The 15,173-nt window shown below is 39.4% G+C and carries 7 protein-coding genes; 1 reads left to right on the top strand and 6 read right to left on the bottom strand.

Translation table 11 applies throughout. The annotated features are described in order from the left end of the window. Positions 1–27: 27 nt before the first annotated feature. The 4 genes from B3B27_RS01945 to B3B27_RS01930 all read right to left on the bottom strand — a co-directional run bounded on the left by B3B27_RS01945 (position 28) and on the right by B3B27_RS01930 (position 8,894). Positions 28–1,044, bottom strand: a complete 1,017-nt coding sequence (locus tag B3B27_RS01945) for a family 16 glycosylhydrolase (protein ID WP_238868209.1) — start codon at positions 1,042–1,044, stop codon at positions 28–30. Positions 1,045–1,299: 255 nt separating this feature from the next. Beyond that, positions 1,300–3,279, bottom strand: a complete 1,980-nt coding sequence (locus B3B27_RS01940) for a RagB/SusD family nutrient uptake outer membrane protein (protein ID WP_238868210.1) — start codon at positions 3,277–3,279, stop codon at positions 1,300–1,302. Positions 3,280–3,296: 17 nt separating this feature from the next. Further along, on the bottom strand, positions 3,297–6,491 hold the full coding sequence (locus B3B27_RS01935; protein ID WP_238868211.1) for a SusC/RagA family TonB-linked outer membrane protein: 3,195 nt from the start codon (positions 6,489–6,491) through the stop codon (positions 3,297–3,299). 99 nt (positions 6,492–6,590) lie between these two features. Next, positions 6,591–8,894, bottom strand: coding sequence for a family 20 glycosylhydrolase (locus B3B27_RS01930; RefSeq protein WP_238868212.1), 2,304 nt, complete (start codon positions 8,892–8,894; stop codon positions 6,591–6,593). Between the two features lie 640 nt (positions 8,895–9,534). On the opposite strand from B3B27_RS01930, the gene B3B27_RS01925 reads away from it, so the two are divergent. Next, on the top strand, positions 9,535–13,533 hold the full coding sequence (locus tag B3B27_RS01925; protein WP_238868213.1) for a hybrid sensor histidine kinase/response regulator transcription factor: 3,999 nt from the start codon (positions 9,535–9,537) through the stop codon (positions 13,531–13,533). 172 nt (positions 13,534–13,705) lie between these two features. Here B3B27_RS01925 and trpA read toward each other — a convergent pair whose 3' ends face one another. Further along, a complete protein-coding gene (gene trpA, locus B3B27_RS01920; protein WP_238868214.1) occupies positions 13,706–14,476 on the bottom strand; it encodes a tryptophan synthase subunit alpha in 771 nt (256 codons plus the stop codon). Between the two features lie 63 nt (positions 14,477–14,539). Then, positions 14,540–15,151, bottom strand: a complete 612-nt coding sequence (locus tag B3B27_RS01915) for a phosphoribosylanthranilate isomerase (RefSeq protein WP_238868215.1) — start codon at positions 15,149–15,151, stop codon at positions 14,540–14,542. Positions 15,152–15,173: the final 22 nt, after the last annotated feature.

Here is a 15,173-nt window from a genome sequence, read left to right as displayed (position 1 = left end):
AAACAAATAAAAGGTCGTATCATTGTATCAATAGTATCTGGCTTTAGAAGGAGCTTCTCCTTTATATTTTTCGTTTGTATAAACCCTGATCCAATCTATTTGCATATTTGGAGGATTACCTGGATTCCAGTCTGCCGGGTTTGCGCTTCCCATCCAGGATCCCTGACTAAAGGAGAATCCGGGAGTCATCATAAAATACCATCCTTCGGGGGTATTCCAGGGCCAGTCGATATTCCCGTTGTCCCCATATTTATGAATAAAATAGCAATCTCCATTAATACCAGCACGTATCTCTTTTTCTGTCAGTTCAATCCAATATATATGCCATTGGTTCATATCGTCAAGATCAAGCGTTTTATGAGTACTTCCATTAGGAGATTGATTATTGAAATTTTTGGAGTGCAGCGTAAACCACGCCTTCTCATTGGGCTTAGCCCGAGGTGTTTCCAGGAGATCTATCTCTCCGCATTCGGGCCAGCCAACGTAAGACGCGCCGCCATCTTTTCCGTAACGGGAGTTCTCCGGCATAAACCACAAGGCATGATTAAACCCGAGTTCGGGACCACACTTCATACGCACCTCATAGCGCATATTTTCTGTAAAAACGCCCCAGTATTGTGGAGATATGGGGGCAACCGTTTGTGTGGAGTAGGTAGAGTATTTCACAGTATTTCCGAAGAAATTGACAACTGAGTCGGGCTCTTCGATAGTAAGAAGATGGAGAACACCTTTTTTTACTCTCATACACTTGCTATTGTCTATTGCAGCATGATTCTTAAACCATTTCATTTGGTCTTCAAATCCGTAAGGGACACCATTAGGATTTACATCTTTGTCTTTAAATTCATGGGCTGTAAAGAAATACCATCCTGTCTGTGTCGGGTGCTTATCACCTGGTTTCAATTTAATTGGTTTGGAAGGGTTGGAATAAATAAGTGTTTCGTCTTCCTTGGGTTGTTTTACTTGTTTTGTCTGTGCTATAAGCGGGGTATAGTTGAGTGTCAACAAGCAGACACTAATAATAGTAAATAATATTCTAATCATAGTTTTATAAAGATTAGCTGTTTATTTGTTTAATTCAAACAAAAAAGTCATCGAACTATTTCTTTCTATTTTTTTTGGCAAATAAATTTTCACTTTGTTGCCTTTTACTTCGCATCTCCCCTTTTATAAAGTTTCAATAGCCCATAATCTGTTAATTAATGGATTACGTGGCATACAGGAACTTTATTACCGAACTGATTTAAATTATAAAAGAGAAAAAAGCACCGGCACTATTGCCGGTACTTTTTAAAAAATTTAGTAGCCAATAGCTCCTGAATTTGAAGTAAGCGGCCAACCGGGATTCTGATAGATTACCGAAGTAGAGGGATCATCGGGATTGGTGGCTGTAATTCGGAAATGCTCAATGTTGATCGGACTCAAATAATGAGCTTCACACCATTTGTAACCATCTTTCACGTAGTTGCTCGCAGTCAGGTTGATGCGATATGGACGGATATATTCGCTCTCATCAGGACTAGAAACGTTAGCTTTAGCAGCCGGAGCAGGAATCAGCACTTTTTTGGCATCTATTTTCCCTTCCGCTTCATAGAGAGGTTTATAATGAGAGCCCCAAAGACGGAATCCTTCGGGCATAAAACCGTTGATATTATCAAGAGCTCTCCATCGTTTCAGATCGTCCATACGAAAGCTTTCTTCCATAAGTTCGCAACGACGCTCTCTTCGGATATTGTAAAGAAGTGAAGATACCAAGTTCTTACCTGAATATTTTCCCCAATCTGACTCTTTACTCAAATCGGTAGCGGCAACTGTAACAGCGTAATCTGCAGGTAGCATTGCACGGGTACGCAGCTGTTTCCAATATTTATCTGCAGTAGCGTCAACGCTGTTTCCACCATTTTTAATGCACGAAGCTTCAATATAGTTAAGATAGGCCTCTGTAACTCTGAAGATAGGACAGCCTTCAACGCACCAGCTACCACCTCCGGCATAGGGTTCGTCCGAAAGGCCTTTGCGGAGAACATATCCGGTTACAGGCCTTACTTCAACCAAATCGACTACGTTGGGAAGAAGTGGCGCTTTGTCAAGGTTATCGCTTTTGGTGGTAAATTTTTCACCGGGTGTCATCATGAAAATCTGCAAACGATTATCGCGGTTTTCTCTTACACTTTCGATTGAAAGATCACCTTGATAAAGCGATGATGCATAAATTGGCTTGCCATCGCTGCAGAGGAATGTTTCAACAAATTGACGAGTGAATCCGTTATTTCCGCCATGACGGAGGTAGGAAGACGCACTGTGATTCAATTTGTCATTACCGCTACCTAAATCTTTCTCATAAGCACGCCAAAAAAGTATTTCAGGATATTTTTCCAGGCTCTTGTCAGCAAATTGTATGTAATAGGGGTTATTGGCATATCCACCGTTGTTTTCTGCCAAAGGAATAGCATCTGCTAGTTCTTTGGAAGCTTTCATACATTCATCGAGAAAGAAAGATATTTCGGTTTCGATATTGATACCTGTTTTTTTGCCAGGCCAACCCGGGCCACCAGGAACAAGAGCTGTTCCTTTATGATAGCTTAACCAGCTTGCTTCAAACAGTGCTACACGAGATTTCATCAACAATGCAGCATTTTTTGTCAGTCTGTTTTTACCTCCAACAGGTGCATTATTCATATATTCAATAGCTTTATCAAGATCAGAAAGAATGAACCGTGCCACTTCATTGCGTGGAGCACGTACGCTTGCCTCGGTAAGAGCAGCCATATCGTCAGGTAATTGAGTTGTGATAATAGGGAAGTCGCCCAATTCTTTCAAACGGGTAAAGTAGTCGTAAGCACGAATGAAATACACTTCTCCAATGTATTGTCTGAGGTTTACATCATTACCTGTCAGTTCTTTTCCTTCATAACGGGGAAGAACTGTTTCGAGGAAGTAGTTGCACGAGCGAATTATTTCAAATTTCCAACTATCATTGTTAGAATCAGTTTCAGGTACACGCCATTGCCCCGGCACCCAACGCGTGCTGTAATCTGCGGAAGTCTGATTGTCGGTATGCCTGTCGTTACCAAATGTCCCAACACTTCCCCACACACCGTGAACCGGGAAAATTGTATACAGATTGACAGCATAGGCGGCAAGATCGTTATCTGTCTTTAAGAACGTGTTTGGGGTGATCTGCGACAGAGGTTCTCTGTCAAGATAATCATTGCAAGAGGATGTTACAAGCCCAAAAAGGAACAGAAACATCACGGAGATTTTAATATTTTTATTCATATCAATATGTCTTTTAATTAAAAGTTAATACTCATACCAACGGATAATGTCCTGACCAATGGATATGTCTTTGTAACACCGGATGCCCAGGTACTGCTATAACCGGTACCCAAGACTTCAGGGTCAAACTGACTGGTCAAACTGGTAATAGTGAACAGGTTTTCGCCTGATAAGAATAATCTGAGGTTATTGAGGTTTATTTTATTCATCATTTTCTTTGGAAAGGTATAACCAATTTGAGCATTCTTCAAACGAATATAGGCCGCATTTTGTAAGTAACGGGTCTGAACATACTGGTTCTTACCGGCGCTTAGGATCGGACGTGCAAAATAAGCATCAAGGTTTGCACCATCGGGGTCTCCTTCCGGACGGAAGAAGTCGAGATGTTGAACAAATCCACTCGATTGCCATTTACCTCCTGCTGCACCAAAGAATGTATTTCCGGCACACCAGTAGTCGCGTTTTCCAACTCCCTGGAAGAAGATGCGAACATCAAAACCTTTCCATGCTGCATCAAGATCGAGACCGAATTTGTAGCGAGGGAGATTGTTGCCAATAATCCTGAGATCACCCGGATCTGTGATAGTGCTGCTCCCGGTATTTATTTTTTTGTCATCGTTGAGGTCGCGATACATAATGTCTCCGGCTTCCCATTTGCTGCCAATTTGAGACTGGTCGGTAGTAGCCAGGTGTTCTTGCATCTCTGCATCAGTTTTGGCGATGCCGATTGTTTCAAATCCCCAGATCTCACCTAAATATTGACCTGCCAGGTATGTTGAGATTGATCCGGTCGGGTTAGGGTAACGGTCAATTTTTTGACGGTCGTCTGATAAGTTTGCTTTAATTCCATAAGAGAAACTTCCTATAATATCGCGCCAGCTAAGGTCTAATTCAAAACCTTTTGAGGTTAAGTCAGCATTGTTGGTACGAGGTACTGCAATACCAAGAATATTTGGAAGCGCTGGTGCAGGCCCTACCATATTCAATGTATTCCGTACAAAGTATTCGGCTGATAAATTTAGACGGTTGTTGAACGCTGAAAGGTCAAGGCCGATATTCCACAAACGGACAGTTTCCCATCCCAACGATCTGGAAATAAGGGCGGGAATGCTCGATATGTTTTGCTTGGCTCCATTAATTATCCATGAATTCCAGTTAGTGTTTGAAGCACCTGCTGTAAAAGGCATAGTCTGTATATACGGATACAGGCTTTCTGTATTCTGATTGCCCAACTCTCCCCAGGATCCGCGTAACTTGAAGTTACTTACGAACTTGTTGGAATCAATTGTTTCCCAGAACGATTCGCGTGCAATGTTCCATCCGAGAGAGAAAGAGGGGAAGAAATTCCAACGTTTTTCCCTTGCAAAACGTGAAGTACCGTCGTAACGGCCACTGACTTCCAAAAGATAGCGCTCTTTGAAGTTGTAGTTGATACGCCCGAAAAAACCTGCAGTAGCCCAATCGTTGATGTTGCCATAAATCCCCGTATCTTTACCTGATGCAGCTCCGATTGCCTGAACCTCCTGGCTGATAAGGCCAGCACGAGTAACCCCAACTTCATTGTACTTGTTCAGTTCGGACTGAAATCCAGTCAAGAACAGAAAAGAGTGTCCGCTATCTAGATTAAGCGCGTAGTTAGTATAAACGTTTGGGTTGAAAAAGTTAGTGCGTGCGCGGCTCTCTGAAATACTTGTAGTGCCTGATGTATTGGCAGGCGTATTTTGGACAGTCCAATCGGTGGTAAATAATGTTGTTTTGTGAGTAAGATAATTATCTGTACGATAGTTCATCTCAGCAAAAATCTTCCAATTCTTTACAAATTCGAATTCCAGCTGCAACTGCTGATAGAAAATATCATTTTGTTGAATATTCCTGCCGCTGTTCATAATAGCATTGGCAAAGCTTCTGTAGTGCCCGTTAGGATCAATTAATGGCTCAGTTGGCCAACGCTTAGCAATATCGTGATAAATCTGGGCATCGTTCATTGACAAATATGTTGGTTTGTCAAGGTCGTTACGTATCCACTTCGTACTGTAATTAGCCTTTAGGTAATCGGTAACCTGAGCATTGATTTTTGCAGTAGTAGTGTAACGTTGCAATTTATCAGGGGCAAAAGAGATAATACCGTTTTGAAGCATATAGTTACCTGATACGTAATATTGGAACTTTTCCGTACCACCACTAATGCTTAAGTTATGCTCGTGTGAGGTATGTGTTTCGCCAAACATGATGTCATACCAGTTATTGTTTGCATTCCCAATCCAGTTCCAGGTTGTTCCATCAGCATTGGCATAAGTCTGATCGGTAATTTTTCCTGCTTGATAGTCAAGAATTAATTTCATCACTTCATCGTTATAGGTGACCCCCTCACCATTATTTATCGCAGCTCGATTGAAGTATTTAGCGAAAGTATAAGAGTCCATTGTCTCCGGCCTGTTAATAGCATTGGTAAAACGGATGTTGTTGTTGTAATTTACAACCACTTGTCCGGCTTTTCCTTTTTTAGTTGTAATCAAGATAACACCGAACGGAGCACGTGAACCATAAATAGCCGAAGATGCAGCATCTTTCAAAACCGAAACACTTTCAATGTCTTGAGGGTTGAGATTATCAATGCTACCTTCCATCCCATCAATAAGTACCAAAGGGGATGCTTTTGAGTCTTTACCGATGGTGCCTGCACCACGAATGTTAATATTAAGGTTATTACCTAACTCCCCTCCGTTTCCACCGTAGCTGAAGTTCATACCCGGAATAGCACCTTGCAGGGCTTGAGTCACAGAGGCGACAGGGCGAGATTCAAAAACCTTGCTGTCAACTGTTGATACAGCACCGGTTAAATTTACTTTCTTCTGGGTACCAAAACCTACCACAACAACCTCTTCCAATAACTCAGTGTCAGAAGTCATAACCACATTAATAGTAGTGCGTCCGTTTACAGAAACCTTCTGCGTTTTCATACCTACGTAGGTGAACATCAAGTTTCCGCTTGCCGGAACATTGTTCAACACATAGTTTCCTTCAATATCGGTAGTGGTGCCTATAGCAGCATTACCTTCCACAATAATGGTCGCTCCTATCACTTCCAGTCCGGTATCGTCTTTCACGTTACCTTTCACCGTAATGGTTTGAGCATACATTCCTAAAGACATCATCCACAGCATGGTGAATATTAGTCCTTTCCACATAATAATTGAATGTTTCCTATTCATTCTGATTTTTTTTAAAATTAATAATTGATTCATAAATCATGGCTGTTTTTATTGTTTTAGAATAGCTTTTTATATTTTTGATTAACTACATATGTTTTGTTAGTTTATAACAACTTCATCCAGATAAACCCATGTTTTTTGTCCTTGTCGCACGTGATATGGCGGACAAATTCCCGGATTTTTCACATCGATACGTATATATCTTGCAGAAATATTACAGAGAAGGAGTGATTTATCTTCACTAAAAGTTCCTTCGCGAAATATTTCCTCATAAGGGGTTTTCAACTGTCCGATTTGATGGAAATTCTCACTGTTTTCTGAAACAGATACTGTGAATTCGGATGGTTGATGCACCCCCATACCACTATTGGTTATGGTGCCAATGGAAAGAAACTGTAACGCCTGTACTGTCCCCAAATCAATAACAAACGAAAAATCAGTATCGTACCAACCCCTCCATTCAGAATCGGTGTGTTTCAAACTTCCCCGAACTCCGTTCACAAGCAACAATAAATTTCCGCTTGTTCCTTTAATTTTTGCTGCTGTAGCTTTGTTGAAACGTATTGGAAACGACAACACCTCTCCCATTCGCAAACCGTTTTTAAATGCGGCGGCTTTTATAAAAGTATACTTATCCACAACTAAACTTTTTTCAAAAATATGCGATTGATGTGTAGGTTGTGACCCATCCACGGTATAATGCACTTGCACATCGGGACGGATACAACTTATCGATACTTCTAATCGTTTATCATCTATTGGGAGCACAAGGTGATCGAGGTTATACATAGATGCGGCAAAGGAGATACGCATTGCCGCAAGCCTATCTGTAAATGCATCAAGCCGTGGTAAGAAATCATTCCAGTCTGCAGCATTTTTATCGCGCCACGCCATATCTGCAAAGGCTATCAAACGCGGGAAAACAAGATATAGTACATCTTCAGGCGATGAGCAAAATTCAGTCCAAAGTGAGGCCTGAACGCCCATCAAGAGGTTTTGCGCGTTTTTATCCCAGTCCGGTTGAACAGGTTCGTAATCGTAAACGTCTTTAAGCGTATTGTTCCCGAAATAGGTAAACGGCTCAAACCACTGAGGCCCCTGATATCGGATTAAATAAAGCTTTTTGGCAGGAGTCATTACAAACCTGTGTCCGAGTTTAGCTGCTTTTATCGCTTCTTGTCCATTGCCCTGCCAACCGAAAATTATTGCATTTTCAGGAATTTTACTATTCGTCAGTTCATCCCAACCCATTACTTCCTTTCCTTTACTCTGAACATATTGACCGACACGTTTCATGAAATAACCTTGCAATTCTTCTTCTGTTTGGATATTCTCTTTTTTCATTCTTAATTGGCATCGCGGGCATTTCTTCCAATAATACTTATTGGCTTCATCGCCGCCAAGATGAATGTATTTTGAAGGGAAGAGAACCATAATCTCATCCAAAACATCTTGGAGAAAAGTGAAAACACTGTCGTTTCCTGCACAGTAAATGTGTGAACGACCCTCTCCACCGCCAGGTATTACACCGAAAAACTCATCATCAACAGGACATGCTAATTCGGGATAAGCTGCCAGTGAAGAAACCGTATGGGCAGGCATCTCTATCTCTGGAATTACATCTATCTGACGATCAGCCGCAAAGCTCACTATTTTGCGGACATCATCCTGAGTGTAAAATCCACCAACTGTAGCCGGTTCATGCGCCTTTTGATTTCGCCTGTTCGGAAAAGGATAAACATTACGGTTTACGCACCACGCTCCAATACCGGTAAGTCTTGGGTATTTTTTGATTTCAATTCTCCAGCCATTATCGTCAACCAAATGCAAATGAAGTATATTGAGTTTAAGCATTGACATTGCCTCAATGATTTTCAAAACCGTTTCCTTAGGAATAAAGTAACGCGACACATCCAACATTAATCCGCGATAGCCGAAACGCGGCTTATCTATTATTTCTCCGCATGGCACTTTCCACTCAATTTTCTTTATATTAATGCTGCCTTCAATATCAGCAGGCAGCAACTGTCGTAAAGTTTGGAATGCATAAAAAAATCCGGCATTTGTTGATGCTGAAATCTGAATTTTTGATGGATATACGTTCAGCTTATAGCCTTCAAAAGGAATTGATCTGTCTGTTTTGAGCTGAATGTCTGATTTATTTGATTCCCCTGATATAATCACAGGTCGAAATCCAGCTGAACTAACAAAAATATCTGCAAAAATTTTTGCAGATATATATTGCTCTTCACTTTCAACCGAAATTGTGGTTTGCGGAGAAAAGTTAAAATAATCTTTGTTGTGCCTATGAGCTGATACAACTGGTGTAATATTATATGCCTTAACTAAAGGACTAAAAGCAGATATTAATATAAATACGAAAAAAAAACTTTTTTTCCTCATGTAATCTTAAAATTAGCATTTTGAAATAAAAGACAAGATCATAGTTTATTAAAAAAACTCACATATAGGGATATATTGATAAATGTCATTAAATGACATTACCGATTAGAACTATTATAATTTGTTTGAATGTTTTTGCGAAATTCTAAAAAAATTCGTGAAAGAATGTTCAAAAACATCTAATCTATTTCAAATAATATCTATTTAACATATTCTCTTGCTTATAAAGGCCTATGATAATATATTGATATGTTTTAGCATTTTATTGATAACATGATATATAAGTCCACTTCTATAAGTATTTTTCACGTAAAGTGGACCAAATGCATATTAAAATTAAATGTATCCTGTTAAATGTACAGGTTTATATTCAACGATGGAATAATTGTCCATGCGTGTATTTACATCCCAACTTATTTGAGATTCATTTAAAATAGAAGCAGGTTTCTCCGCAAATTAAGTTAAGGTTATATCTCCTTTATTTAATTGAGATAGTTAAGGGGTGGATCTGATCTATAAATTAAGTTAAGATAGTAGTTGAAGAGCACAATTATGAGACAAAATTTATTAAGAAAAAAACATCATTTATCAGTTTCAATTAGCTAATTTTGTAGAATGAAAACGAAAGGGGAAAATTTTTATGAGCTATACATTTAGAAACCGGTTTTTAATTTTTATAGCTATCTTATTTTATCTTTTACCGTTATTTACAAAAGCTCAAAATAACAACTTCTACAATTTCCATACTTTTTCTCTTAAGGATGGATTGACACAATCTACAGTATATGCTATTTTACGTGATAATAATGGCTATTTGTGGATTGGCACAGGTGCTGGGTTGAGTCGTTTTGACGGTCAACTAACCACCAGATATTTTGCTTCTATTAATGACAGCGAAACAATTCCCGGAAACCGTATCTTTTCTATCATTGATGATACAATGGGCAATGTATGGATAGCTACTTCCGGAGGATTAGTGCGCTTCGATGATAATAAAAATATCTTTGAGCGTCAGGAAATCAATGGAAAACCAATTATCGGAAACACTTTATCTGTTTTACCTGATGGCATTTTTTGCACCTCTGTCGACTCGTTTTACAAATATGATTACAAAACAAAAAAATGGCAAACACTACCTGTAAAAAGTAAAAATAAAGTTGATTTATTTTTCACAAGTACTGTTATGCTGAGTAATAACAAATTCTTATTAAGCGCCCGGCACAAGAATTTGTATCTTTACGATATCAACACAGGCGAATTCTGTGAAGCTGCATTTTACGAAGGAAAACATGATGTGAACAAAGTTTATCTCGATAATCAAAATCTCATTTGGGTTGCACCATACGGCGAAGGGCTCATGTGCTATTCACAAACAGGACAACTGATTAAAATCTACAATACCGCTAACTCCGGCTTGAACAACAATGTGGTATTAGATATTATTGAGCACAACGGCAGCCTATGGATTGGAACTGACGGAGGAGGGATTAATATTCTGAATACTGCTAACGATGAGTTTTCTCATTTACTGCCTATCCCGGAGAAAACATCTTCATTCCCTGCAAGGGCTATCGCTTCACTTTACAAAGACAAATGGAATAATCTTTGGGTAGGCAGTATTCGCAACGGATTAATTGAAGTCAAATCAGTATTTATGACTACTTACCTGCAAACTACATTTGGCAACCCTCATGGACTAAGCAGTTCTACCGTTATCTCATTACTGCAGGAGGACGACAGTACCATTTGGATTGGAACAGACGGAGGTGGGATTAACAAATTTAATCCTAAAAACAGAAGTTTTGAACATTTTCAGGCTTCAATTGGCGACAAAGTTTCCTCAATTGTGAAACATACAAAAGATGAGTTGTTGATTTCGGTTTTTGGGCAGGGTGTTTATTATTTTAACAAAAAAACCGGTCGGAAACGTCGTTTGATAGTGATGAATGAAAAGGAAGATTTTCGTGTGCTCAGATCTGGCTATACAGCAACCTTGCAAACCAATGATGGCATACATTATCTAATTCTTTCCGATAGTATCTATGAATATGACAGCCGGAATAATTCATTCACAATAATACATTTAGAGAAAAATATCTCTGAACAAAGTCATGTGATACGACAGGTAATATCTGATACTAATTGCAGATTTTTATTCACTGCAAACACCCTGTATTCACGTACTGAAAATAAAGAGTGGAAAAAAATGATTTCATTCCCTTCGGAGGAGATTATTGGGACTGTTGCACTCGGCTATGGTGAGACCTTATGGATTGGTACAAACTACGGGCTTAATCGTTTTAATCCACATACAGATAGTGTGGCACATACAATTCCATTACCTTACGAAAGTTCCATCACATCTCTTATATGTGATTACCAAAATCGTCTATGGATAGGTACAAATGGTACATTATGGGTATATTATGTTAACGAAAACCGTTTTGAACAATTCGATGTGTCAAGTGGAGCCATACCTAATGAGTATATGCCACGCTCAGTTATGATCTCCGGCAGTGGAAATATCTATATGGGTGGAGTAAACGGACTATTGTTTATTGACAAGAATATTATTCCATCAAAAACTACACAACCGGAAATTCAACTTAATGAGGTAATTTGTAACGATAATTTGCGTCAAAAACTTTATACAGCCGGAAAAAATATTGGGGAACCACCACGCTTAAAATTAGCTTGGAACAAATCATCGATAACTATGCAAATAATGGTTCCGGAAAAAGATATTTTCAGAAAACGTTTGTTTCATTACTATATTTCAGGATTTTCCGGTAAGCCAATTGAGACTGAAGACCAAAATATTACTCTGCAGTCACTTCCCTCAGGCAACTTTACTATTTCTGTATCGTGCAATTTAGCTAATGGCTTATGGAGTGACCCGCAAAAAATCCTATATCTTTCCGTATTGCAGCCCTGGTGGAAAAGTAGCTGGTTCATCGCTCTTTTTACTCTTGCTGCTTTGGCTGGTATCATTTTGACTGTATTTTGGTATATTCGCAAAAAAGAGAATGCTCATAAATGGCAACTAGTTATGCATGAGCAGGAAGTTTATGAAGAAAGGCTGCGGTTTCTTACCAATATAAGTCATGAATTACGCACACCACTAACACTTATTTATACGCCGCTAAAACGAATTATAAATCGGTTGCCTGAAACAGGAACAGGAACAGGAACAGAAAATGAAAAAAATGAAATTACCGGGATTTACAAACAGGCAGCAAAAATGAAAGAGATTATCGATATGGTGCTCGATATGCGTAAAATTGAAACAGGTAATGAAAAGCTAAACATCGAATTATATCCGCTGCACGAATGGATTATAGATACGGTAGAGTATTTTTCTGAAGAGATGAAGTACAATGAAATTACCCTTAAGTACAATTTTGACGAACATGTAGATAAAATTTCTTTTGACAAGAGAAAATGCGCCATAGTCTTATCTAATCTTTTATCCAATGCGCTAAAATTTGGCGGATTCAAAGGCAATATAACCATAAGTACCAAGTTGAGCAAAATTGAAAATTGTGTTCGAATATCTGTCTCGGATGAAGGTAAAGGGCTGAATGATTTAGATACCGACCGGTTATTTTCATGGTTCTATCAGGGAAAGCACGAGTATGGGGGGAGCGGTATCGGCTTGGCTTTTTCAAAGAAGTATGTTGAAATGCACAAAGGAAAAATTGGTGCACAAAGCAACAAAAATGGAGTAGGAGCAACTTTTTATTTCGAATTGCCTTTAAATCAACATCAGCTTAATAACGATGTTACCATAAAAGCTCAATGCAACGAGCTAACTGATAACGAGAACGATTCATCATATTCACAATATAAAGCAATACCTCGTTTCAACACCTCAAAGCTCTCTTTGTTGGTTGTTGAAGACAATCCTGAATTGCTCATCTTCTTAAAACAAAATTTCAGAGACACATTTCACACCGTTTTAACTGCAACAAATGGTGTAAATGCATTAGAAATAATTCGCAGTATGCAACCCGACATTATTTTGAGTGATGTTGTTATGCCTCGTATGGATGGTTTTGATCTTTGCCGTATTGTAAAATCGGATATCTCCATAAGCCACATTCCTGTGGTGCTGCTCACTGCACGTACCGGTTCAGAGGATACGTTACTGGGATATAAGCTTGGTGCGGATGCTTATGTAACGAAACCTTTCGATATTGATTTTCTTCAAACCATACTCGAAAATCAACTTAACGCTAGAGAACAAATCAGGGTGCAATATAAATCTAAAGCTACTGTTATGCAACCTCATGAAATAACTTTCAGTAATGCCGATGAGCACTTTATACAAAAACTTAACGCGCTTATTGAAAAACATTTAGATGACTCAAAATTCAACGTCCCATATATTGCCACGGAAATGGGGATGAGCCGGGCATCGCTTTACAACAAGATGAAAGAGTTACTGAATATCGGGGTAAATGATTATATAAATCGAATAAAACTTGAAAGAGCGGCTTTTTTATTAACCTCAAATCCAGATTTAGAGATCGCAGAAATTGCATCGAGAATGGGCTTCTCATCCCAACAATATTTCAGCACAAGTTTTAAACAATACAAAGGTGTTTCGCCGAGTGAATATCGGAAAAGGGAGCCCTGACGTGATGTAACCATTTCTCTGAACCTGATTCCTTTCGGCACTATGATGAAAATGGGCACCAGCACGATCAGTGCGGAGGCAATACATTGGGAAAAACATTGAAAATCCGTCTATTCTCTTTTCTCGGAACAAGCGGAGTGCAAGGATATATGAATATATTCAAAAAAACCACTCAGCGGATCTCTTGAATAAGTTTTTTCACTGCTCTTTCAATCGTCTTTTCACTCTTAAGCAGAGAGATGAATTTGCTACCTATTATTGCTCCCGAAGCTTCCCTGCAGGCAGCATCATATGTCTCTTTATTTGATATTCCAAAACCTATCAGGCGGGGATTCTTTAACTGCATCGCATTTACCCGCCGGAAATATTCGAGACTATCCTCACTAAAGGTGTCTTTGGCGCCGGTCACCGAAGCATTGGAGACCATGTAGATAAAGCCGGAAGTATGTCTGTCTATCTGCCTGATCCGTTCTTCCGATGTTTCAGGAGTAATAAGCATTATCATTCGAAGGCCATACTCTTTAGCAATGAATTTATAAGATTCCATATATTCGGCAAAAGGTAAATCGGGAATGATAAGACCGTCAATTCCGCATCTGGCTGCTTCCCTGCAATAATTATCGAACCCAAACTGAATTACCGGGTTGAGATACCCCATCAGCACCAGAGGGATCGATACCGACTGCCGCACATCGGTCAGTTGTGAAAAAAGAGTTTTCACGCTCATACCGTTACAGAGCGACTGCGCTCCAGAAGCCTGTATTACGGGTCCATCGGCCATGGGATCGCTAAACGGCACACCAATCTCAAGCAAATCCGCTCCATGTTTCTCAAGCGCCTGTATTACACCAACTGTATCGTCTAATTGCGGATATCCTGCGGTAAAATAGACCGATAAGATATTCTTTCCTTTCTCTTTAAATAATTGATCAATCCTGTTCATATCTGATTATTTCACTAAATTTAAACTTATTCTGCCACCTTCGCACCTCACCAAAAACCGGACTTAACGGAAGTGTTCTATTAATATTCTTATTAATTCAATATCTTTAATTGCCGGGGCAATCTCAAAACGACTGTTCACATCGATTCCTATATACTTGGGATGTGAAAAATATTTCACTGACTCTGCATCTTCCGGTGAGATACCGCCACTTAACAGAAAAGGTGTTCCGCCACGGTAATCCAAAAGCAGCTCACGGTTGAATTTCCTGCCGGTACCACCATAAAGCGGTGATTTTGTATCGAAGAGAAAATAGTCGCAACAACCTTCATAACGTTCCGTAAGCACTATGGGGAAGGGCTCATCTATGCTTATTCCAAATGATTTTATCACCGAAAAGCCTTTATCTCTCAACGCATTGCAATATGCAGGAGATTCATTTCCGTGCAATTGCAAAATCTGCAAGCGGTTATTATCAGCCAATGCAAGAAGAGAATCGATATCCTCATCCACAAAAATGCCTACTCTCTTCACCTTCTCCGGGATATAGGCCAATTTTCCACCTGTGTAGCGGAGCGACTTCCTGTAAAAGATAAATCCCATCCAATCCACCCCCAGCTGTTCTACTTTGCGAATGTTCTCTTCATCGCGCATACCACACACCTTGATGATCATTTTTCAATTCTTTTATTCATGC

The organism is Proteiniphilum sp. UBA5463, assembly GCF_002427225.1.
GTDB lineage: Bacteria > Bacteroidota > Bacteroidia > Bacteroidales > Dysgonomonadaceae > Proteiniphilum > Proteiniphilum propionicum.
Note: the sequence above shows the minus strand (reverse complement) of the source record. Positions and strands in the feature narration are given on the sequence as shown.

Excerpts from the sequence above, each read along its gene's own strand:
- B3B27_RS01945 (WP_238868209.1), bottom strand. The coding sequence starts at position 1,044 with ATGATTAGAATATTATTTACTATTATTAGTGTCTGCTTGTTGACACTC.
- B3B27_RS01940 (WP_238868210.1), bottom strand. The coding sequence starts at position 3,279 with ATGAATAAAAATATTAAAATCTCCGTGATGTTTCTGTTCCTTTTTGGG.
- B3B27_RS01935 (WP_238868211.1), bottom strand. The coding sequence starts at position 6,491 with ATGAATAGGAAACATTCAATTATTATGTGGAAAGGACTAATATTCACC.
- B3B27_RS01930 (WP_238868212.1), bottom strand. The coding sequence starts at position 8,894 with ATGAGGAAAAAAAGTTTTTTTTTCGTATTTATATTAATATCTGCTTTT.
- B3B27_RS01925 (WP_238868213.1), top strand. The coding sequence starts at position 9,535 with ATGAGCTATACATTTAGAAACCGGTTTTTAATTTTTATAGCTATCTTA.
- trpA (WP_238868214.1), bottom strand. The coding sequence starts at position 14,476 with ATGAACAGGATTGATCAATTATTTAAAGAGAAAGGAAAGAATATCTTA.
- B3B27_RS01915 (WP_238868215.1), bottom strand. The coding sequence starts at position 15,151 with ATGATCATCAAGGTGTGTGGTATGCGCGATGAAGAGAACATTCGCAAA.